Source organism: Crassaminicella indica (assembly GCF_019203185.1).
GTDB classification, from domain to species: domain Bacteria; phylum Bacillota; class Clostridia; order Peptostreptococcales; family Thermotaleaceae; genus Crassaminicella; species Crassaminicella indica.
The window spans coordinates 853122-872570 of the sequence record NZ_CP078093.1 but is presented as its reverse complement, the minus strand read 5'-3'; the positions used below and the strand labels follow the sequence as shown (position 1 = coordinate 872570).

General features: G+C 30.7%; 21 protein-coding genes and 1 riboswitch. Of the genes, 15 read left to right on the top strand and 6 right to left on the bottom strand.

Going from position 1 to position 19449, the window contains the following annotated elements; translation table 11 throughout:
* Positions 1-20 precede the first annotated feature (20 nt).
* The 3 genes from KVH43_RS04175 to KVH43_RS04165 form a co-directional block, all read right to left on the bottom strand.
* On the bottom strand, positions 21-1118 hold the full coding sequence (locus KVH43_RS04175) for an alanine/ornithine racemase family PLP-dependent enzyme (RefSeq protein ID WP_218283617.1): 1098 nt from the start codon (positions 1116-1118) through the stop codon (positions 21-23).
* Between the two features lie 199 nt (positions 1119-1317).
* Entirely contained in the window at positions 1318-2769 is a 1452-nt protein-coding gene (locus KVH43_RS04170) for an aminotransferase-like domain-containing protein (protein WP_218283616.1), read from the bottom strand.
* A 47-nt stretch (positions 2770-2816) separates the two neighbouring features.
* On the bottom strand, positions 2817-3407 hold the full coding sequence (locus KVH43_RS04165; RefSeq protein WP_338028372.1) for a DNA-3-methyladenine glycosylase: 591 nt from the start codon (positions 3405-3407) through the stop codon (positions 2817-2819).
* A gap of 184 nt (positions 3408-3591) precedes the next feature.
* On the opposite strand from KVH43_RS04165, the gene KVH43_RS04160 reads away from it, so the two are divergent.
* Positions 3592-4551, top strand: coding sequence for a stalk domain-containing protein (locus tag KVH43_RS04160; RefSeq protein ID WP_218283614.1), 960 nt, complete (start codon positions 3592-3594; stop codon positions 4549-4551).
* Between the two features lie 26 nt (positions 4552-4577).
* On the opposite strand, the gene lepB is transcribed toward KVH43_RS04160, so the two are convergent.
* Entirely contained in the window at positions 4578-5132 is a 555-nt protein-coding gene (gene lepB / locus KVH43_RS04155) for a signal peptidase I (RefSeq protein ID WP_338028358.1), read from the bottom strand.
* Between the two features lie 350 nt (positions 5133-5482).
* On the opposite strand from lepB, the gene KVH43_RS04150 reads away from it, so the two are divergent.
* The 6 genes from KVH43_RS04150 (at position 5483) to KVH43_RS04125 (ending at position 11621) form a co-directional block, all read left to right on the top strand.
* Positions 5483-6397: a phosphate ABC transporter substrate-binding protein gene (locus KVH43_RS04150; protein WP_218283612.1), complete on the top strand. Its 915-nt coding sequence runs from the start codon at positions 5483-5485 to the stop codon at positions 6395-6397.
* Positions 6398-6465: 68 nt separating this feature from the next.
* Positions 6466-7329 carry a phosphate ABC transporter permease subunit PstC gene (pstC, locus tag KVH43_RS04145; protein WP_218283611.1) on the top strand — a complete coding sequence of 288 codons (864 nt, stop codon included), beginning with the start codon at positions 6466-6468 and terminating at the stop codon, positions 7327-7329.
* Between the two features lie 20 nt (positions 7330-7349).
* Entirely contained in the window at positions 7350-8180 is an 831-nt protein-coding gene (locus tag KVH43_RS04140; protein ID WP_218283610.1) for a PstA family ABC transporter permease, read from the top strand.
* A 1-nt stretch (position 8181) separates the two neighbouring features.
* Positions 8182-8931 carry a phosphate ABC transporter ATP-binding protein PstB gene (gene pstB / locus KVH43_RS04135; RefSeq protein WP_218283609.1) on the top strand — a complete coding sequence of 250 codons (750 nt, stop codon included), beginning with the start codon at positions 8182-8184 and terminating at the stop codon, positions 8929-8931.
* 86 nt (positions 8932-9017) lie between these two features.
* Positions 9018-9117: riboswitch (purine riboswitch) on the top strand.
* Positions 9118-9300: 183 nt separating this feature from the next.
* Positions 9301-10686, top strand: coding sequence for an NCS2 family permease (locus KVH43_RS04130; protein ID WP_218283608.1), 1386 nt, complete (start codon positions 9301-9303; stop codon positions 10684-10686).
* Between the two features lie 125 nt (positions 10687-10811).
* A complete protein-coding gene (locus tag KVH43_RS04125) occupies positions 10812-11621 on the top strand; it encodes an undecaprenyl-diphosphate phosphatase (RefSeq protein ID WP_420829650.1) in 810 nt (269 codons plus the stop codon).
* A 77-nt stretch (positions 11622-11698) separates the two neighbouring features.
* On the opposite strand, the gene KVH43_RS04120 is transcribed toward KVH43_RS04125, so the two are convergent.
* The gene (locus tag KVH43_RS04120; protein ID WP_218283606.1) at positions 11699-12568 is read right to left on the bottom strand and encodes a PhzF family phenazine biosynthesis protein; all 870 of its coding nucleotides are present in this window, start codon (positions 12566-12568) and stop codon (positions 11699-11701) included.
* Positions 12569-12891: 323 nt separating this feature from the next.
* Positions 12892-14010: an HD-GYP domain-containing protein gene (locus KVH43_RS04115; protein WP_218283605.1), complete on the bottom strand. Its 1119-nt coding sequence runs from the start codon at positions 14008-14010 to the stop codon at positions 12892-12894.
* A 220-nt stretch (positions 14011-14230) separates the two neighbouring features.
* Between KVH43_RS04115 and KVH43_RS04110 the strand changes: the two genes are divergently transcribed.
* The 8 genes from KVH43_RS04110 (at position 14231) to KVH43_RS04075 (ending at position 19448) form a co-directional block, all read left to right on the top strand.
* On the top strand, positions 14231-15085 hold the full coding sequence (locus KVH43_RS04110) for a hypothetical protein (RefSeq protein ID WP_218283604.1): 855 nt from the start codon (positions 14231-14233) through the stop codon (positions 15083-15085).
* Positions 15086-15207: 122 nt separating this feature from the next.
* Positions 15208-17208, top strand: a complete 2001-nt coding sequence (locus KVH43_RS04105) for a sigma-54-dependent Fis family transcriptional regulator (RefSeq protein WP_218283603.1) — start codon at positions 15208-15210, stop codon at positions 17206-17208.
* A gap of 243 nt (positions 17209-17451) precedes the next feature.
* Positions 17452-17925 carry a Na+/H+ antiporter subunit E gene (locus tag KVH43_RS04100; protein WP_218283602.1) on the top strand — a complete coding sequence of 158 codons (474 nt, stop codon included), beginning with the start codon at positions 17452-17454 and terminating at the stop codon, positions 17923-17925.
* A 4-nt stretch (positions 17926-17929) separates the two neighbouring features.
* Positions 17930-18196, top strand: a complete 267-nt coding sequence (locus KVH43_RS04095; RefSeq protein WP_218283601.1) for an MrpF/PhaF family protein — start codon at positions 17930-17932, stop codon at positions 18194-18196.
* Entirely contained in the window at positions 18196-18492 is a 297-nt protein-coding gene (gene mnhG / locus KVH43_RS04090; RefSeq protein WP_255547838.1) for a monovalent cation/H(+) antiporter subunit G, read from the top strand. Before KVH43_RS04095 ends, mnhG begins: the two co-directional genes overlap by 1 nt.
* Positions 18493-18497: 5 nt before the next feature.
* Complete coding sequence (locus KVH43_RS04085) at positions 18498-18737, top strand: hydrogenase subunit MbhD domain-containing protein (RefSeq protein WP_218283600.1); 240 nt, start codon at positions 18498-18500, stop codon at positions 18735-18737.
* Positions 18734-19006: a hydrogen gas-evolving membrane-bound hydrogenase subunit E gene (gene mbhE / locus KVH43_RS04080; protein WP_218283599.1), complete on the top strand. Its 273-nt coding sequence runs from the start codon at positions 18734-18736 to the stop codon at positions 19004-19006. Before KVH43_RS04085 ends, mbhE begins: the two co-directional genes overlap by 4 nt.
* A 22-nt stretch (positions 19007-19028) precedes the next feature.
* Positions 19029-19448, top strand: coding sequence for an MnhB domain-containing protein (locus KVH43_RS04075; protein WP_218283598.1), 420 nt, complete (start codon positions 19029-19031; stop codon positions 19446-19448).
* Position 19449 lies beyond the last annotated feature (1 nt).

Genomic DNA, 19449 nt, shown 5'->3' with positions numbered 1-19449 from the left:
TTTCGTAGATGATTTTTTTATTAAATATATACTTTTTTTACATATGGAGAACCACTTAAATAAAGCATTGGTGGATAATACATATGAAAATCAAGAATGTCTCCTATTTTTATTTCTTCATTACAATCATGAATATCTATAATCAAATGATCACTACTACTTCCAATAATTTCAACTCCTTGTTTTTGAGGAATCAATTTATCAGGCAATCCAAAATCCTGCTTTCCAACAGCCAATAGGGCTCTCTTTCGTATACCCTTATCCTCATAGATAGGTCTTTTCCCAAAAGCATCAATAAATATTTCTCCAATAGGATAGGTAGGTTTATCTTTTACTTCTACTACTTCAGCCTTCAGAACAAATATATCTTGATGCATATGACTCATGTCTATTTTCCACAAATCATCTAAATCCTTTGCTAAAAGCATTCCTTCGCCAATTCTTAAATGATTGATTCTTTTTGGAATTTTCCCATCTATAACAAGAGGAAGAGAGCTTGTAGCTCCACCAGATATAATATCAAGCTTCCTACCTATTCTTTCTTCTATTTTTTCTGCTATATCACAAAGTCTTCCAAGATTCTTTTCTGTAGGCTTTATAGAACCATAACATCCTAGGTTCGTTCCTACACCAAGTAAATCAACATTTTGAAGGTTATTTTCTACATATAAAGCCAAATCAACAAACTCATCTTCATCAACAAAACCTTCTCTTAAATCTCCAAGGTCAAACATTAAAACAACACCATGTCTTTTTCCTTGAACTTCACATACTTTTTCAATTTGATTTAATATTTCAAGCTCAGAATTTAAGCTGATATCTATATATTCTACTAATTCATCAATTTCACTAAACATAGGAATTCGAATGAGCATCATAGGTAAATTTATTCCAGATTCTTTAAGCTTGATCATTTGATCCATTCTTGAACTGGCAATATATTTACATCCAGCTTTAACAAATTGATCAACAACTGGAAATAACCCATTAAACCCCTTTACTACACCAGCAATACTAATCCCATTCTCATTACATAAATCAACGGTGCATTTTACATTCTCATAGATTTTGTTTAAATCAATTTGCAGCACAGGATATTTTTGCTTTTGTTTAATCATACTAATTCCCCCTTTAGAAAAATCTATTTATGAAATAAAATTAGGTCTCGTGTTCTTTGAATTTTTTGTTTTATATCCCAAAATTTTCTTATCATTAATTATATTATAAAAAATTTGGAATATTACATCTCCATCCATATTGAACATTTACTACCCAACCATAAATATAAAAAAAACAACCATAAATTTTATGGTCGTTTTATATTTTCTTTAATTTTCTAATGAGCTTTGATAACCTATATAATCCTTCTTTCAGATCCTTTATAGATGCATAAGAATAAGATATTCTCAAGCTTTGATTGTGACTTAAATCATAGATGTATCCAGGATACAGTAAAATTCCTATTTTGCAGGCTTCATCAAATAACTTATACATAGCTATAGAATCTTTTAAAGTAACCCAAACATAATAACCTCCACTGGGAATCTTCCAGGTAGCAATATCTGAAAAATACGTCTCTAAAGCATCAATGGTTACTTCTCTTCTTATATGTAATTGTTTTCTCAAGTACTCAATATGTTCTTCATAAAGTCCTGTTTCAAGCCATTTTCCAACAGTAAGTTGAGCCAAAGAACTAGAGCCATAATCTGTTTGCATTTTTATATCGGCAAGTCGGTCAATAACAGGTTCTGGTCCTGCAATCCATCCTATTCTTAAACCTGGGCTTAAAGTTTTCGATACGCTCCCTACATATAAAACAAGTCCATTCGTATCTAAGCTTTTTAATGGACTAGGTGGTGGCGTATCAATCCACAGCTCTCTATATACATCATCTTCAATAATAGGCATTTTTTCTTTTTGGCATATTTTTATAAGTTCTTTTCTTCTCCTTTGTGACATGACAGTACCTGTTGGATTTTGAAAATTAGGTATAATATAAAGAATGGAAGATTTATTTTTTTTTGTATATTTAGGAATCAAATTTCCTTGAATCCCTTCCTCATCTATAGGAATACCACACCTTCTCATACCTACAGATTGAAGTATTTGAAGAGAATACAAATAGGATGGTTTTTCTAAAAACACCGTAGATCCTGGTTGCAAAAGTCCCATAGCAATAAGCTGTATTGCCTGTAATGCTCCAGATACAATGAGTATAGAAGAAGCAGATACATGAATGCCATATTTTTTTAAATATTTACTAATATGTTCCCTTAAATATAACATTCCCTTTGATTCTTCATATCCTAGATTCTTTATATTTTGGGAAACTTCCTTTAAAATAATTTCCATTTTTTTTGTAGGAAATAAATCGGGAGATGCTTCTCCAGTACTTAATCGTATAAAGCTACTTTCAAACTCTAGTTCGTTAATTCGCTTAATGGTATTCAAATTTGGAATATGAATTCCTTCTTCAATATATGATTGCCAGTTAGGCTGAATATTACTTAAAAGAGGTATACTATTATTAATAATCCTTGTTCCGCCTTTTCCATTACCTTCCAATATTCCTTCGGCTTTTAATTCATCTAAAGCAGCAACGATGGTACTTCTATTGACCTCAAATTTTCTTGCCAAGTCTCTTTGAGTAGGTATACTAGATCCTACAGGCCAATCTCCACTGCTTATTTTTTCTTTAAAATAATCTACAATCTGCATATATAAAGTTTTTGAGATATCCCTACTAGGTTTCCAATCAATATGAATCATAGCAACACATCATTCCTTACATCTTTAAAATTTCTTACAACCACATCTTATTTTTTAGAGATGAATGGATTATTTTTTATATAAAAACGCCAAAGCTTATCCTTATACTCTTCTGCATAATCAATATTTATTCTTTTAGCTTTTATTATCTCAAACTTTTTTTTACAGTCTAATATATACAACTCATTTCCGTTCACTAAATCATATCCATTTAATTCTTTGGTGATATTAAGAGCTTTGCATAGTTTTCCTGGCCCATTTGTCAGATCCTTTAATTTATTCGATTTTATATTTCTATTTTTCATTAAAAACTCAAATTCATTTAAAGGCTCAACAGCTCTGATTAATACTGCCTCAGGCTTATTATTTTTATTAGCTACAATATTTAAACAGTTGTACATGCCATAAATCAGATATACATAAGCATGTCCACCTTCCCAAAACATAACTTCTGTTCTATTTGTTCTTCGATTGTTATATGCATGACAAGCCTTATCCTCAGGCCCTATATATCCTTCTGTTTCAATAATTCTGCACACGATTCGTTTCCCATTAACCTCTCTTACTAATAGCTTTCCCAATAAGTCTTTTGCTAGAGTAATGCCATCTCTCATATAGAAAGCTTTATCAAATTTCACCATTATCACCTCTTAATTATTAAATTAATTAGCTCTGTATATTTTATCACACCAGTTTATAAGTTTAACTAAGCAATTTTTTTCATATATAGTTAATTTGAGGGGAATCTGCTACTATTTTTACATTGTTTGTAAAATAAAAGGAATGATATAATTTTGTAGAGTAAGATAGGAGGAATATACTATGAAGAAACAATTGTCAATATTTCTTGCCTCTGCGTTACTCTTGTCAAGCATTCCTGTCTATGCAGATTCCTACGTTATGCATACCGTTCAGCCGGGAGATACCTATTTCAAAGTATCACAAGAATATAATAAGGATGTATATGAACTAGAAAAAATGAATCAAGATATAGGTAAAACCTTATATGCAGGAAACTTAATAAGAATAAAACCTGTATCAGAGGGAAAAAATATTGCTATAAAAGTAAATGGAAAAGAAATTTTTACAGATGAATCACCTTATTTAGAAAATTCTCGTACCTTTGTGCCTATTAGATCTATTGCAAAAGCTTTAGATGTAGATGAGATTCGTTGGGATTCTAATACCCAAACAGCGATTCTGAAGCATAATGAAAATACAGTGTACTTACCAGTAGGGGCAAAGAATGCGAGTATAAATGGAAAAAATATAGAATTAGATGCACCTATAAATGTATACAAAGGAAGAACTTTTGTACCTGTTAGATTTGTTGCTGAAGCATTTAATTGCAGCGTAAAGTGGAATGCTTATACACATGCGGTGGATATTTATACAAATGAAAGCACTAAAAATTACTCGGAAGAAGATTTATACTGGCTTTCAAGATTAGTGAATGCTGAAGCAGAGGATGAACCTTTTGATGGAAAGCTGGCAGTTGCCAATGTGATTATTAATAGGAAATATAGTGATGAATTTCCTAATACAATCAAAGCTGTCATATTTGATGATAATTATGGTATTCAATTTACACCTGTATCCAATGGAAGAATTTACAAACAACCTTCTTTAGAAAGCATAAAAGCGGCAAGACTTGCTTTGGAGGGGAAAAATAATATTGGGGATTGTTTATATTTTTTAAATCCTCGAAAATCTAGGAATTTTTGGATTGTGAGTAATAGGAAATACTATAAAACCATTAAATTGCATGATTTTTATATTTAAAATAACTCAGTCTTTAGGAGGCTGAGTTATTTTTGTGATGGGATTTTTCCAAAATTTGAAATAGGTAAAAGTCTTACCAATACTTTTCCTTGAACCTTATTAATATCTATTAGTCCTAAAACTCTGCTGTCTACGCTGTTACATCTATTATCACCCATAACAAAAATCTTACCTTTAGGAATTTCTTTAATGTGAATATCACCAGAAGTATAATCTCCATTAATATAGCTTTCTTTTAGTTCTTTTCCATTTACATAGACCTTTCCGTTTTTTATCAACAATTCATCACCTGGAACAGCAATTACTCTTTTTATGAGATTTTTGTTTTTTCCTAGCTTTAATTTTTTGATAATACTAAAGCTTTTTAGTTCTTCTTGAGAAAATTCTAAGGTTGACTGAAAAGAAATGATATCTCCTCGCTTGATGGTATGAGTGTTTTTTAAAATGAGATAGTCATGATCATGTAAGGTTGGGTACATGGATATTCCATCTACCATTAAGGGTGTAACAAATGTTGTAATAACTAGTGCAATGACAACAGCCACTGTAATTGTTTTGATCCATTCTAATATTTCCTTCAACATAAGCTCCTCCTTATTTGTTGTGTTATTAGGCATAGGCTGATAATAGATGCTTTTACTTTACACATTATACCATAAATATTCTTAAAAACTCACTTCGTTTAAACAATGAAGGTTCTTAACGTATTTCTCGTGTAATTTCAGTAAGTTTATTCACTTATCTTTATATATTTCTTTTTTTTATATTGATGTTATTTTCTCAAAGTGATTTAAAAAAGCACATAGAAATATGATTATAGATAAAATCAATAACAAAATATTTTGCATAGATAAAAACAATAACAGGAGTATTTTTTTGTATGCTATACTGTAATATGAAAACTATAAATTATGGAAGAGGTGTAATATAAATGAAAAAGTTAGTGAGCGTTATTACCATTGTAGTTTTACTTTTGAGTATTATACTTACTGGATGTGCTGATAAAGCAAGTAGTAATGAAGCTGCTTCAAATACGGAAGAGGTATTTAAGTCACAAATTCTGTTTAAGGGATCTTCTACATTGGCTCCAGTGATTGCAAAGATCTCTACTGATTTTATTGAAGAGTACAAAACGTGGGATAAAGTCAATAAAGATTTTCCAAATAAAAGCGTAGATATATTTGTTTCAGCAGGAGGCTCTTCAGCAGGAGTAAAGGCTGCTATGGATGGAAGCAGTGATTTTGGAATGGTTTCAAGAGCTGTTTCTGATGAAGAAAAAGATAAAATAAAAGGATATCAAGAATTTAAACTAGGGGTAGACGCACTAACTATATCTGTAAATCCAGAAAATAAAATATATGAAGTGAAAAAAAGCTTATCGACAGAAGAGATCCAAAAGATTTTTTCAGGAGAATATAAATATTGGGATGAAGTAGAAGGTAGTCTACCTCATGAAGAAATTGTTATTGTTACAAGAGACTTAGGTGGTGGTGCACATAAAGTATTTAAGAAGAAGGTTATGGGAGATAAAAAAGTTAGAGAAGATGCTATACAAGCGCCTTCGATGGGTGCATTAGTTACGAAAATTATGGAAAACAAAAATGCAATTGGATATGCTTCTTATGGAATGGTTAATCAAAATGCAGGAAAGATTGTTCCACTAGATGTAGATGGTATAGCTCCAACAAAAGAAAATATTGTAAGTGGTGATTACAAAATCTCTAGACCTCTTTTAATAATCAAAAAAGGTGAATTATTGCCACAACAAAAAGCTTTTATAGATGTGCTTCTTTCAGAAGAAGGAATGAAAACAGTTGAAAAAATGGGGTTTGTTCCTGCGAAATAAATAAAATTCAGAAGGGGTTTCCTTCTGAATTTTATTTATGCATTTTTCTGTTTTTTAGGGGGGAAAAAATGTATAAGAGGCTTGATAAAATATTTAATATATTTATAAAAGGTTTGACTTTTTCATCTATAATAATGCTTAGCTTTATTATTATATTCATTATGAAAGAAAGCATAAGCATTTTTGAAAAAGTTTCAGTATTTGAATTTTTACTTGGAAAAGAATGGGACCCATTAGGGCAACCTCCTAGTGTATCAATATTTCCAATGATTTTGGCAACTATTTATGTGTCTTTATTAGCTGTTGCAATTGCTCTTCCTATTGGTGTAGGATCAGCAGTATTTTTAACTAGTATTCTAAATAAAAGAATGAGAAAAATATTAAAGCCTTCTATTGATCTTTTAGCAGGGCTTCCATCAGTGATATATGGACTAATAGGATTATTAGTCTTTGTAAAATTTTTCGAAGTTCATTTTGATTTTTCATCTGGAGAATCTGTTTTAGCTGGAGGGATAATCCTTTCTATTATGATTCTTCCATTTATCATTTCTACCTGTGATGAATCAATGATAAAAATTTGCAAACAGTATAAAAGTACATCAGAAGGCTTAGGTGTATCCAAATATCATATGATTCGTTATTTGATTTTACCTGCATGCAAAAAAAGTATCCTTGCAGGAGTTATATTAGCTTTCGGAAGAGCAATGGGAGAGACAATGGCTGTTATGATGGTTATTGGAAATAGTCCTGTTTTCCCAAAGCTTTTTGGAAAAGCTCAGACTATTTCATCACTTATTGCCCTTGAGATGGGGGGAGCTGGGGTAGATAGTCTTCATTATCATGCTTTATTTGCGGCAGGCTTTGTATTGATGATGATTCTTTTTTTGGTGAATATGCTTTTTCATTACATGAAAAAGAGTATAGATATGTAATCAAGGAAGTGAACGATCTTATGAAAAAAAGCAAATATATAGGGATAAAGCTATGGAGCGTTTTAAGTGGTATCATACTTATAGTTTTAGTTTTATATATCAATAGTTATATTTTTTCTAAGGGTGCATGTGGATTAAATATTAATTTTTTATTGGATAGTCCAAAGGGGTTTCCTCTTGGAACAGAGGGAGGGATATTTCCTGCTATTGTAGGAAGTGTTTGTTTTACTTTAGTTGCGTGTTTTTTTGCTAGTATTATTGCCATTGCAACAGCTGTGTATATTAATTTTTATTGTACAAATAAAAAAATATGTGGGTTGATACATATAGTGATTCAATCTACATCAGGAATTCCTTCTATTGTTTTGGGATTATTTGGATATACTTTTTTAGTGGTATATTTGAATTTAGGGATATCTTTGTTGTCTGGTGGGATTGTTTTAGGAATTATGATTTTTCCATTTATAGAAGTAAGGGTAGAAAAAGCATTAGGAGAAATAAATAATGAGTTGATATATGCTTCTTATGCTTTAGGGGTTTCAAAATCATATACCTTTTTTAAAATCATACTTCCTATGTGCTTTGATGAAATAATATCTTCTATAGCTTTAGCAGGAGGCTTTGCTATGGGAGCAACAGCTCCTATTATGTTTACAGGAGGCATAATCCATGCGCCTGTTCCTAAGAGCTTATTTTCCCCTGCAATGGCTTTGCCATACCATTTGTATATATTGATTGGAGAAGGAATATCTATTGAAAATGCATATAAGACAGCCTTTGTATTATTACTACTGCTTTTAGCTTTGAATAGTTTTGGTATACTGGTCGGGTTGCTTAGGAAGGAGGAATAGAATGGGTGTTATACTTGAGACAAAGAATTTGACTGTATCCTTTGATAATAAAAAGATTTTAGATAATATAAATATAAAAATTGAAGAAAAAAAGATTACAGCGATTATTGGTCCTTCTGGATGTGGAAAGTCTACTTTTATTAAAAGCTTAAATCGTATGATAGAGGAAGAAATAAATTCTCGAATTTTTGGAGAAATATTATTAAAAGGAAAAAATATAAGGGAGATGGACAAGGAACAGGTACGTGAAAAAATAGGAATGGTTTTTCAAAATCCTACTCCCTTTCCATTATCTATATATAAAAATATGATTTATGCTCCTGTTTACTATGGAATAAAGGATAAAGAACAATTAAAGGGTATTATAGAAGAAAAATTGAGGCTTGCTGGTCTTTATGAAGAGGTAAAAGATGATTTAAATATGAAAGCAACAAAGCTTTCAGGAGGTCAGCAGCAACGCCTTTGTATAGCTAGAGCATTGACTGTCGAACCTGAAATATTATTATTAGATGAACCATGTTCAGCTTTAGATATAAAAAACACTGCAAATATTGAAGAAATGCTCATAAAGCTTTCTGATAAATATACGATTGTCATAGTTACGCACAATCTTTCGCAGGCAAAGAGAATTGCTGACTCAACAGCTTTCATATTCAATGGAGAAATTGTAGAATATGGAAAAACTAAAGAATTGTTTGAAAATCCTAAGAATTTAAGAACCCAGCAGTATATAGAGGGGATTTTTGGATAAAAATACGAATATTAACTAAATTTAAAATTATTTTTAAATGTTGATTTTTGTTGACTTTTGCAGATTAGAATGTTAATATACATAAAAATAAATAAGGAAAAGAAAGCCATATAATTCTGATAATAGGGTTCAGAAGTATCTACTAGAAACCGTAAATTTCTAACTATGGTAAATCGATAGATATGTATTTTAAAATGCATATAGGTTACTCCTCAATAAATTTGAGAAAAGTACCTTATCTACAGAAGATTATTTCTTTTGTAAATAAGTCATGCCTAAAAGGTACATATCTATAGACAGAAATAGTCAAATTCTGTCATCAGATTTACACATAGTCTGATGGCAGATTTTTTTTGAGGAGGGAAAATTATGGAATCATTTTTCAAATTGTCAGAGAATGGAACAGATTTTAAAACAGAAGTATTAGCAGGATTTACTACATTTATTACAATGGCATATGCCCTTTTGGTAATTCCAAATATATTGAAGGCTTCTGGTATGAACGCAGCAGGGCTTAAAGGAGATGCAGCTTTAGCTTTGTCGACTTTGAATGATCCTGTTGTGGCTTCAGCTTTTACAGGAACTTGTATTATAGCAGCAATTGGTACTTTGGTAATGGCATTATACGCAAATCTCCCATTTGCTGTAGCACCTGGAATAGGACTTACTGCATTTTTTTCATATAGTGTTTGCTTGACATTAGGATATACTTGGCAACAAGGATTAGCTGCTGTAATGATTTCTGGGATTTTATTTATTTTAATTACGATAACTTCAATAAGAGAAAAGATTGTTAACTGTCTGCCACAAAATATAAAGGTGGCAATCACTGCAGGGATTGGATTGTTCATTGCGCTTATTGGTTTAAAAAGTGGAGGAATTGTGATCGCTAACCCTGGAACGCTTGTAAGCTTTGGTGATTTTACAGATAAAAATGTAGTACTGACATTAATAGGAATTGTGATTATGGCAATTCTTATAGCAAGAGGCATAAAGGGAGCTATGCTAATATCAATTTTGCTAACTACTATAATTGGTATTCCAATGGGAATTACAGATATTCATGGATTAAAGCTTATCAGTATTCCTCCATCTGTAGCACCTACATTGATGGCTATGGATTTTAGTGGATTATTATCTCATGGTGGGAAAGGGATAATAGGAGCTCTTACAAGTGTTATAATGGTTGTTTTAACATTTAGCTTAGTAGATTTATTTGATACTATTGGTACATTAGTAGGAACAGCTCAAAGAGCTAATATGATTAAAAAGGACGGAAGGATTAGAGGAATGAAAAAGGCACTTTTAGCAGATGCTATTGCAACGACCTTTAGTTCTATGCTTGGTGGAGCAACTACTGCTACGTATGTTGAATCAACTGCAGGTATTGCAGAAGGAGGAAGAACAGGACTAACTACGCTGGTTGTAGGTATTTTATTTATTCTTTCTTTATTCTTTGGGGGTGTTGTTGGAGTTGTACCTGCACAAGCAACTGCACCAGCTTTAATTATTGTAGGGGTTTTAATGCTTGAATCTATAAAGGAAGTGAATTTTGAAGATTTTACAGAAGCTGTACCAGCATTTTTTACTATTGCTATGATGCCTTTTAGCTATAGTATTGCAAATGGTATTGCTGCAGGAATTATCTTTTATCCAATTATGAAAATCAGTGTAGGAAAGTATAAAGAAGTTCATCCTATTATGTATGTACTTGCTATATTATTTGTCATTCGGTTTATATTATTGCCTCAATAAGAAAGCTATCTTTTTATAGAAACCTGTTAGCTAAATAAAGCGACAGGTTTTTATATTTATACTTAACTTGCTTTTCTTAACAAATACAACTATACTAATATCAGGTCAATTTTGAGAGGAGGATTATATCTGTGAGTGATATTATAAAGGTTATTATACTTTCTATTGTAGAGGGAATTACAGAATTTTTGCCGATCAGCAGTACTGGACATCTTATTTTGGTAAATCATTGGATTGAATTTAAAGGTGAATTTGCCAATGCTTTTGATGTAATTATACAGTTTGGTGCTATTTTATCAGTTGTTTGTTTATACTTTAATAAATTAAATCCTTTTTCTAAAAGAAAGACAATAAGACAGAAAAGAGATACGATTAAGCTTTGGATGAAGGTTATTGTTGCTTTTATTCCTGCAGTTGTTTTAGGTCTTTTAATAGGAGATTATTTAGATAGGTTATTTAATCCTACTGTAGTAGCAACTACTCTTTTTATTGGAGGAATTGTTATTATTTTATTAGAAAAAAGAAGAAAATTTTCTAGAATAAATTCTATTCAGGAAATGACCTTCAAAACAGCATTTGTAATAGGACTGATTCAATGTCTTGCTATGGTTCCTGGAACATCTAGATCTGCTGCAACTATTATTGGAGCTATGCTTTTAGGAGCGAATAGACAGGTAGCTGCGGAGTTTTCGTTTTTTCTAGCTATTCCAACTATGGCAGGGGCTACTGCTTATTCTTTGATGAAAAAAGGAATACATATTACTTCTGATCAGTGGATGCTTTTATTTATCGGAGTAGTTGTTTCTTTTGTTGTAGCATTAGCAGTAATTGCTTTCTTCATGAGATACATAAGAAGAAAAGACTTCAAGGTGTTTGGATACTATAGAATTATTTTAGGCGCTCTGATTTTGGCATATTTTAATTTCATGAGTTAATAAATAGGCTATCGGGAAATTTTTTCTTTGTTGAAGGGCTGATTTTTATTTCCCGATAGACTCTTACAATATTATTTTTATACTTCAAGCATTTTTTCTTTAAGGGCAGAAGCATTTCCCCCAACTTTTATCTCTATGATATTTTTATCATTTGTTGATAGACTAGCTCTTATTTCAGAAGGCTGATTAATTGAATATCCTTGCTCGAAAATTAAATTATTTTTATTTTTGGCTGTAACTTTTCCATATTTAAATAAGTAACAGCTTAAAGCCCCGTTAGAGGTACCTGTTGCTGATTCTTCAGGAATAGCATATAAAGGGGCAAAATTTCTACAATGAGCAGTACTGTCAAACTTTGTTTCTAATGTGAAGGCATGATATCCTATTACGTTATATTTTTTACTTATTTCTGCAATCTTATCGAAATCTGGTGTCATTGTAAGTAAAGTATCTAAATTTTTGATAGGGATTAAAATATCCTTTAATCCAGTAGATACGATTTGAATAGGCAAGTCAGATGCAATTTTATCCTCTGAAATATTTAAAGAAGCTGCAATTTCTTTTTGATCAATAATATCAAGAAATTCAGGAAGAGCTTGATTCATTAAAATCGTACCATCTATTTTTACTTCTAAATCTAATACACCAGCCTTTGTTTCTTGTTTGTATTTTCCAGGGTTGCTGATGCTTTTATTTGCTAATACATAAAAGCAGGCAATGGTAGCATGTCCACATAAATCAATCTCTTCACTAGGAGTGAAAAATCTTACTTTAAAGTCTGCAACATCTGATTTTTGTACAAATGCAGTTTCTGAAAACCCAACCTCTTTTGCAATCCTTTGCATAACTTCAGTTGATAAAGTATTTGCATTTAATACAACGCCAGCAGGATTTCCTCCATTATTTGACTTTCCAAATGCATTTAATGTATAAACCTTTACTTTCATTTGAGCATTCTCCTTTACAAATAGATTTTTTATATATTAACAAAGGTACCAATACTATTTTTTATGTAAAATTCGTAATGAGATTATGAAATTCCTCCTTTGCTTGATAGATTGCTTTGAAAATAATAGATTATACAGGAGAATTGCTCTTAAAACACAGATTGTGATGGAATAAGAAAAGCAGGAGGTTTGAAATAAGTTGTAAAAGTTGGTAGATCTAAAAAAGACATACGGACAGTGTAAAATAGATATTTGTGTTTTTTATCTATGCTACTTTTTTATAATCCATTAGAGATTTAGTTTTATCAATACATCCATCATATCTATATAATAAATTCTTTTATTTTCCAATTGTGGCTATATTTATTCGTATCAATTATTTTATTGCTAGACATTAGTCTTATAATAGGTTTGTTCATATGTTTATTATTGATAAAAATTACTTCTCCAAGCTGATTGTTGTTTAATTTTACCTTTTGCCCTATAAAGCATTGCCCTATATATTTTAAGAAAGTATATAGTATGTTTAGATCTAATAGCTTTTTATAATCTGTTTCCATATTTTTTAGCACATCAAATACTGTAAAGATTCCAATGCCCTCTGATATCAAAGTATTATAGATATCAGCTACAGCGATAATCCTACTATACAAAGGGATATCTGATGCTTTTAATCTTAAAGGATATCCTGTATTATTCATTCTTTCGTGATGGGTGAGTACGGCTTGCTTTATTTTATAGCTAATACATGAATAAGGCTTTATAAGATTATAACTGTAGATTGTATGCTTTTGAATTTCTATTTTTTCTTCATGAGTTAAAGAATCTTTTTTATATAATATTTCTTTTGGTATTTGAAGCTTTCCTATATCTGTAAGCATTGCTGCTAAAAACAATTCTTCTAAATCCTTTTCACAAAGCTGCATCCATTTCCCTATTGTATAGCTTGTTAAAGCTACGTTATAGCAGTGCGTATAAACAGTATGATCCATTTTTCTCATGATTTCAATAAGCTGGAATATATTTGTTCTCAAATTAAAAATCTTAAGATTTTCCTTTGTATATTCTTTCAAAGTAGTAGGATTTATTTCTTTACCATCTAATATATGCTGAAAGTAAGTAGAGATACTTGCTTTAATAGTAGGTAAGCTTTCCTTGAAATAAACGATTTCTTCTTCTAACGTATTTATCAAAGACATATCTTTAGCATCAGGAATAGGAAGCTCTTCTTTATTCTTTAGGTACTCGATTTCACATAAATGGATACCAATATTTTCAATATTATGTTTTTTTAATAAATCCTTTATTCTATCAGGTGATTTTATTTTATAGCCTTTTCTGATAAGCTTTCTTCCTTCATGATCTATAATGTCTACCCCAATAACCATATTTTCAGCTAATTGATTTACTGGCAGTTTAACAGTTTTCAATTTAGCAGTCATGGCATTCCCCCCATTTCTAATTTAAGATTAGTTCTATTATTATCATTTTACCCTAAAAGCTATAAGAGTTTATAGGAGTATGGAATGATTTATATGTAGGTATTTATTCCTGTAAATTTTCAAGCTTAAACAATTCTATATTTTTCCTTTTGTGTTAGAATGAATATGAAGGTATATAAAAGTTGTGATTGTATTATATATATTTAAAGGAGGACAAAAAATGAGGAAAAAAGAAGTGGCAATAAGCATAGTGATTGCTATATTGCTTGCTTTAAATATTAGAATGGGCTATAAGCTACAAGAAATGCAAAACTCTATAGAAAAAGTGAAATCATCTGTGAATCATTTAGACGGAAGATTTAGTAGTATTGACCGAGATATTAAAATGACCCTTTATGATATTAGAAGAGAGCATGTGTGGATTATTGATAAAGATTATGACATTGTTAACATAGACGATAAATTTGACCAAGCCAAAGTTACATTTAATTGGACCTTTAGAGATTTAGGGAAAAATGAAAAAGTATATGTTTTATATGGAGAAGAAAATAATGGAGAAATAGAGAAATGGAGTAAGATAGAAGCTATTCATATAGGAGGATTAAATTACAAAGCAAAAGCAAAGCTTTCTTACGATAAAAATTATGAATTTCAGGTAGTTGCAGAAAATAAAAATAGTAAAAAAACAGGAAAACTTGAGGATATAGATTTATATAATAAATTAATGAACAGAATAGATTTTGAGGTCTATTTTCCAACTATGAGTAATTCTCAAGTAGAGGTTTTTGCAAGAATTCAAAATTTCTATAGAGGCTTAGAAAAACTTAAAATAAAATCTGCAAAAGCAAATATATATTATAAAGAAAAATTAATAAAAAGCGTTGATATTACAGATGTGGCAGAAAAAGAATGTTTACATGGTGAGATAGATAAATGGGAATATAGCAATATATTTGAATTAGATGAGCTATTTAAAGATGTTGGATTTGAAGAGATGGTAGATAATGTTAAAATACAAATTGTCGTTAAAGATTATTTAGGTAGAGAATATAAAAGTAAATTAGAAGATTTTTAAAAACGATGTCTCAAAATAGAAAGTGATTTTTCGAGCAATATAGCTTTTTTTCTATAAAGGAGTTATAAACTTTATATGAATGATATAATAAATAAAAAATACTGATTATAGGAGGAATTTATTTGCTTGGAAAAAAGCTACTAAGCAAAAATGAAGGTTTTGTAAAAGCATGGAAGCTATTTATTTCAAAAGGAATAATAGAAAAAGACTTAATAAGAGATGTGATTGCTTATTCTTGGATGCGTAGTAAATTACATGGTGTAGATCCAATGGATGAAGAAATCAAAAATGAATTATCAGATGAAGCTTTTGAAAAAAAGTATAGAAAAAGTATATTTTTAATAAAAACAGCAATGCCTTTTATGCACAGTCTTCGTCAAATAGTTGAAAATACAGGCTTTATTGTAAGACTTACAGACAAGGATGGGTATGTTATAGAGTGTATAGGGGATTATGAGCTTATAAAAAAATATGGAAAGCTTAATATTTATAAAGGCTGCAATGTTCAAGAAGCTGTTATCGGTACTAATGCAATAGGTACTGCTCTTGAGATTGGACAACCGATTCAAGTTATAGGGGCAGAGCATTATTGCAAGCAGTATCATAATTGGGCGTCATCAGCTTGTCCTATAAGGGGTGAAAAAGAAGAAATTATAGGGGTTCTTAGTGCTACAGGACCTAAAGAGAATGTTCATCCTCATACATTAGGAATGGTGGTTGCAGCAGCTCAAGCAATAGGAAAGAAAATGAAGCTGGAGAAAACCAACAAAAAGCTTGATAGAGCAAATAAGCATTTTTATGCTATTATGGAATCTATTTCAGAAGGGTTAATTTGTACGGACAATAAAGGAATTATAATGGATATTAATTTATTTGCACGAAGGTTTTTAGGACTTAAAGAAGAAGATATATTAGGAGAAAATATCCATGCTATTTTAGATCAAAAAAATTATGACAGAATAATGAGAAGGATAAATAATGGAAAAAAATATGAAGAAGAAGAAATTTATTTTAAAACTAAAAAAGGAAAAGATATTTCTTGTATAGTAACCGTAACACCTATATTAGATCGGGGAACGAATGAAGTAGAAGGAGTTGTATTTACCTTTAAAGAATCAAAAACTGTACACAGCTTGGTCAATAAAATCGTTGGTGCAGAAGCAAGATTTAGATTTAATGATATATTAGGAAATAGTAAAAAAATAAAAGAAGCAATAAGATTAGCTACTTTAGCTGCAGGAACGGATACAACTATATTATTATTAGGAGAGAGTGGGACAGGAAAAGAACTTTTTGCTCAAGCTATTCATAATGAAAGTCAAAGAAGAAAGAAGCCATTTGTATTTTTAAACTGTGGAGCTATTCCTAGAGAACTTGTAGGAAGTGAGCTTTTTGGATATGTAGAAGGAGCTTTTACTGGTGCTAAAAGAGGTGGACATCCAGGGAAGTTTGAACTTGCAGATGGAGGGACGATATTTTTAGATGAAATAGGGGATATGCCTTTAGATACTCAAACAAATTTGCTTAGAGTGTTAGAAACAAGACAAATAGTAAGGATTGGTGGGCATAATGTAATTCCTATTGATGTAAGGGTGATTGCTGCAACCCATAAGGATTTGAAAAAAGAGGTTGAGCTTGGTAATTTTAGAGAGGATCTCTTTTATAGATTGAATGTAATGCCTATAAAAACTCCTTCGTTAAGGGAGAGAAAAGAGGATATAAAAATATTTATTGATTATTTTATAGAAAAATTCAGCAGTCGAATGGAAAAAAATATAAAAGGGGTTCATGAAAGCTTTTATAGAGGCATGATGAATTATCATTGGCCGGGAAATGTTAGAGAGTTGCAAAATGTGATCCAATTAGTTGTAAATATAGTAGATGATGGAGAAATCCTTACTTATAAGCATTTACCTAATAATATGAAATCGAGTAATCTTCCAAAAGGATTTGGATTTACAGAGCAGCTTATGTCTTTAGAAGAAATTGAAAAAATGGCTATTGTAAAAACTATACAAGAAGTAGATGGAAATTTAGCACTTGCTTCGAAGATTTTGGGAATCGGAAGAAGTACATTATATAGGAAAATAGAGAAATACGACTTAAAATATGTATCAAAATAAAACACGTGTATCAAATTGAAACTATTATAAAAAAGACAAATAAGAAAAATGTATCAAAATAGAACACGGTTTATAGGATTGAAGGATTTTTTTCTCAATCCTATTTTTATTTCTTGAAAAGAACAATAGTTGGGTATAAGTAAAATGAAGGTTTTACTAGATTTTAATGTTTATATTAGAAGTATTGGCATAAATATTGCGTATACTAAATATCAATAAATAAATTATAAAATGGAGGATATTATGAATAAAATAATCCGATTGTTTTTTTTCATAGTCTTTTGGTTCATACTAGCAGAGACAATAAATATAGAAAGATTATTTATAGGAGTAGTAATATGTATAGGTGTCTATGTATTGAACAAAGAATTGATTGTTTCGGATGAAGGAAAAAACTTTCAATTTCTAAAAAAAGTATATTGTTATATGACTTATTTATTGATATTGATTAAAGAAATTATTGTAGCAAATTTTCAAGTAGCAAAGATTGTACTCAGTCCTAAAATGAACATATCACCAAAAATAGTGAGATTCCATTCTAAGTTAAAAAGCGACTTTTATAGAACTATTCTTGCAAATTCAATTACTCTTACACCAGGAACTCTTACGGTGTTTATGGAAGGGAATGAATTAGTAGTGCATTGTCTTAAGAAAGAGTATATAGAGGACGTTTTAGATTCAAAATTTGAGAAAATACTTTTAAAAATAGAGGAGTAGGAATATGATGCAAAAATTATTTATATTTTCATGCCTTTTCTTATCCTTCACTATCATATTATGTATGCTTAGAGCTGTAATTGGACCAAGTGCTGCAGATCGGCTTATTGCAATTAATGTAATCGGTACAAAGACTATAGTATTGATTTCTATTGTTTCATTCATTTTAAAGGAAAGCTATTTTATTGATGTAGTATTGGTTTATGCACTTATAAGCTTTGTAGCCTCTATTGTGATCGCGAATTTTATAGAGAAGGCGGGGAAAGATTGATGAAAATGGTTTTAATGACAGTTTTTATCCTAGGGGGGTTATTCTTCTTTGCAGTTGGAACTATAGGGATTTTGAGACTTCCTGATTTGTTTACAAGAGCTCATAGTGCAGCAAAATGCGATACCTTAGGAGCTGTACTCTGTCTAATTGGACTGATGCTTTACAGTGGCTTCAATTTTACAAGCTTAAAGCTACTGTTAGTAATTGCGTTTCTTTGGATTACAAATCCAACAGCTACCCATTTAATATCAAAAGCGGTCTTTATGCAAGAAAAGAATAAAAAGACAATGGAGTGAGGAAAATGGAAGGTTTTAGTGTTGTTATGCTCTTGTTTTTAATATTTGCAGCGATTTCTGTATCTGTTATTAAGGACCTATTAGGAGCAATTATTATTTTTGCTGTATATAGTCTTGTGATGGCTATTCTTTGGCAACAGTTAAATGCACCAGATTTAGCAATAACGGAAGCTGCAGTGGGTGCTGGGATTACTACATTATTGTTTGTTCTTACACTGAAGAAAATAAGAGGTGTGGGTAAATGAAGAAAATAACTGCAGTATTTTTAACAATGGTCATTATAGGGATTCTTTTGATAGGGGTTCAGGAACTCCCTGAATTTGGTAAACCTCACAATCCAGCAAATAATTATGTAATGGAAAAATATATAAGAGATGGTGTAGAGGATACGGGTGCATTAAATATTGTAACAGCGATTATACTTGATTATAGAGCCTTTGATACCTTTGCAGAAGCTACTGTATTGTTTACAGGAGCGATAGTTGTTTTAATGGTTTTAAAAAAAGAAGAGTAAATATAGAAAGTGAGTGCTTTATATGCATAATACAATATTAAAAGAAATCAGCAAGCTTATTATTCCATTTATTCAGATTTTTGGATTGTATGTGATATGCCACGGTCATCTTTCTCCGGGAGGAGGATTTGCTGGTGGAACTATTATTGGCACAAGCTTTATTTTATACAGGATTGTGTTCGGAAAGAATTCTGCAAGAAAGAAGTTTAGTTATAAAAGACTTATGAAGCTTATGTGCAGTGCTTTGATATTTTATGGAATTTTAAAAGGATATAGCTTTATCACAGGAGGAAGTTCTCTACATCTTCCTCAGCTGCCTCTTGGAAAACCTGGAAATATTTTAAGTGGGGGGTATTTGCTTCCTTTAAACATAGCAGTTGGAATGATTGTATCTGTAACTGTATACTTTTTTTTCAGTTTGTTTTATGAAGGAGAAATATGAT

What these genes read in the sequence shown, in the direction of transcription:
- KVH43_RS04100 (WP_218283602.1), top strand. Translation starts at nt 17,452, where the DNA reads ATGAATAAAATAATCCGATTGTTTTTTTTCATAGTCTTTTGGTTCATA.
- KVH43_RS04150 (WP_218283612.1), top strand. Translation starts at nt 5,483, where the DNA reads ATGAAAAAGTTAGTGAGCGTTATTACCATTGTAGTTTTACTTTTGAGT.
- KVH43_RS04095 (WP_218283601.1), top strand. Translation starts at nt 17,930, where the DNA reads ATGATGCAAAAATTATTTATATTTTCATGCCTTTTCTTATCCTTCACT.
- KVH43_RS04130 (WP_218283608.1), top strand. Translation starts at nt 9,301, where the DNA reads ATGGAATCATTTTTCAAATTGTCAGAGAATGGAACAGATTTTAAAACA.
- pstB (WP_218283609.1), top strand. Translation starts at nt 8,182, where the DNA reads ATGGGTGTTATACTTGAGACAAAGAATTTGACTGTATCCTTTGATAAT.
- KVH43_RS04120 (WP_218283606.1), bottom strand. Translation starts at nt 12,568, where the DNA reads ATGAAAGTAAAGGTTTATACATTAAATGCATTTGGAAAGTCAAATAAT.
- KVH43_RS04170 (WP_218283616.1), bottom strand. Translation starts at nt 2,769, where the DNA reads ATGATTCATATTGATTGGAAACCTAGTAGGGATATCTCAAAAACTTTA.
- KVH43_RS04075 (WP_218283598.1), top strand. Translation starts at nt 19,029, where the DNA reads ATGCATAATACAATATTAAAAGAAATCAGCAAGCTTATTATTCCATTT.
- KVH43_RS04175 (WP_218283617.1), bottom strand. Translation starts at nt 1,118, where the DNA reads ATGATTAAACAAAAGCAAAAATATCCTGTGCTGCAAATTGATTTAAAC.
- mnhG (WP_255547838.1), top strand. Translation starts at nt 18,196, where the DNA reads ATGAAAATGGTTTTAATGACAGTTTTTATCCTAGGGGGGTTATTCTTC.
- KVH43_RS04085 (WP_218283600.1), top strand. Translation starts at nt 18,498, where the DNA reads ATGGAAGGTTTTAGTGTTGTTATGCTCTTGTTTTTAATATTTGCAGCG.
- KVH43_RS04160 (WP_218283614.1), top strand. Translation starts at nt 3,592, where the DNA reads ATGAAGAAACAATTGTCAATATTTCTTGCCTCTGCGTTACTCTTGTCA.
- KVH43_RS04140 (WP_218283610.1), top strand. Translation starts at nt 7,350, where the DNA reads ATGAAAAAAAGCAAATATATAGGGATAAAGCTATGGAGCGTTTTAAGT.
- mbhE (WP_218283599.1), top strand. Translation starts at nt 18,734, where the DNA reads ATGAAGAAAATAACTGCAGTATTTTTAACAATGGTCATTATAGGGATT.
- KVH43_RS04115 (WP_218283605.1), bottom strand. Translation starts at nt 14,010, where the DNA reads ATGACTGCTAAATTGAAAACTGTTAAACTGCCAGTAAATCAATTAGCT.
- pstC (WP_218283611.1), top strand. Translation starts at nt 6,466, where the DNA reads ATGTATAAGAGGCTTGATAAAATATTTAATATATTTATAAAAGGTTTG.
- KVH43_RS04110 (WP_218283604.1), top strand. Translation starts at nt 14,231, where the DNA reads ATGAGGAAAAAAGAAGTGGCAATAAGCATAGTGATTGCTATATTGCTT.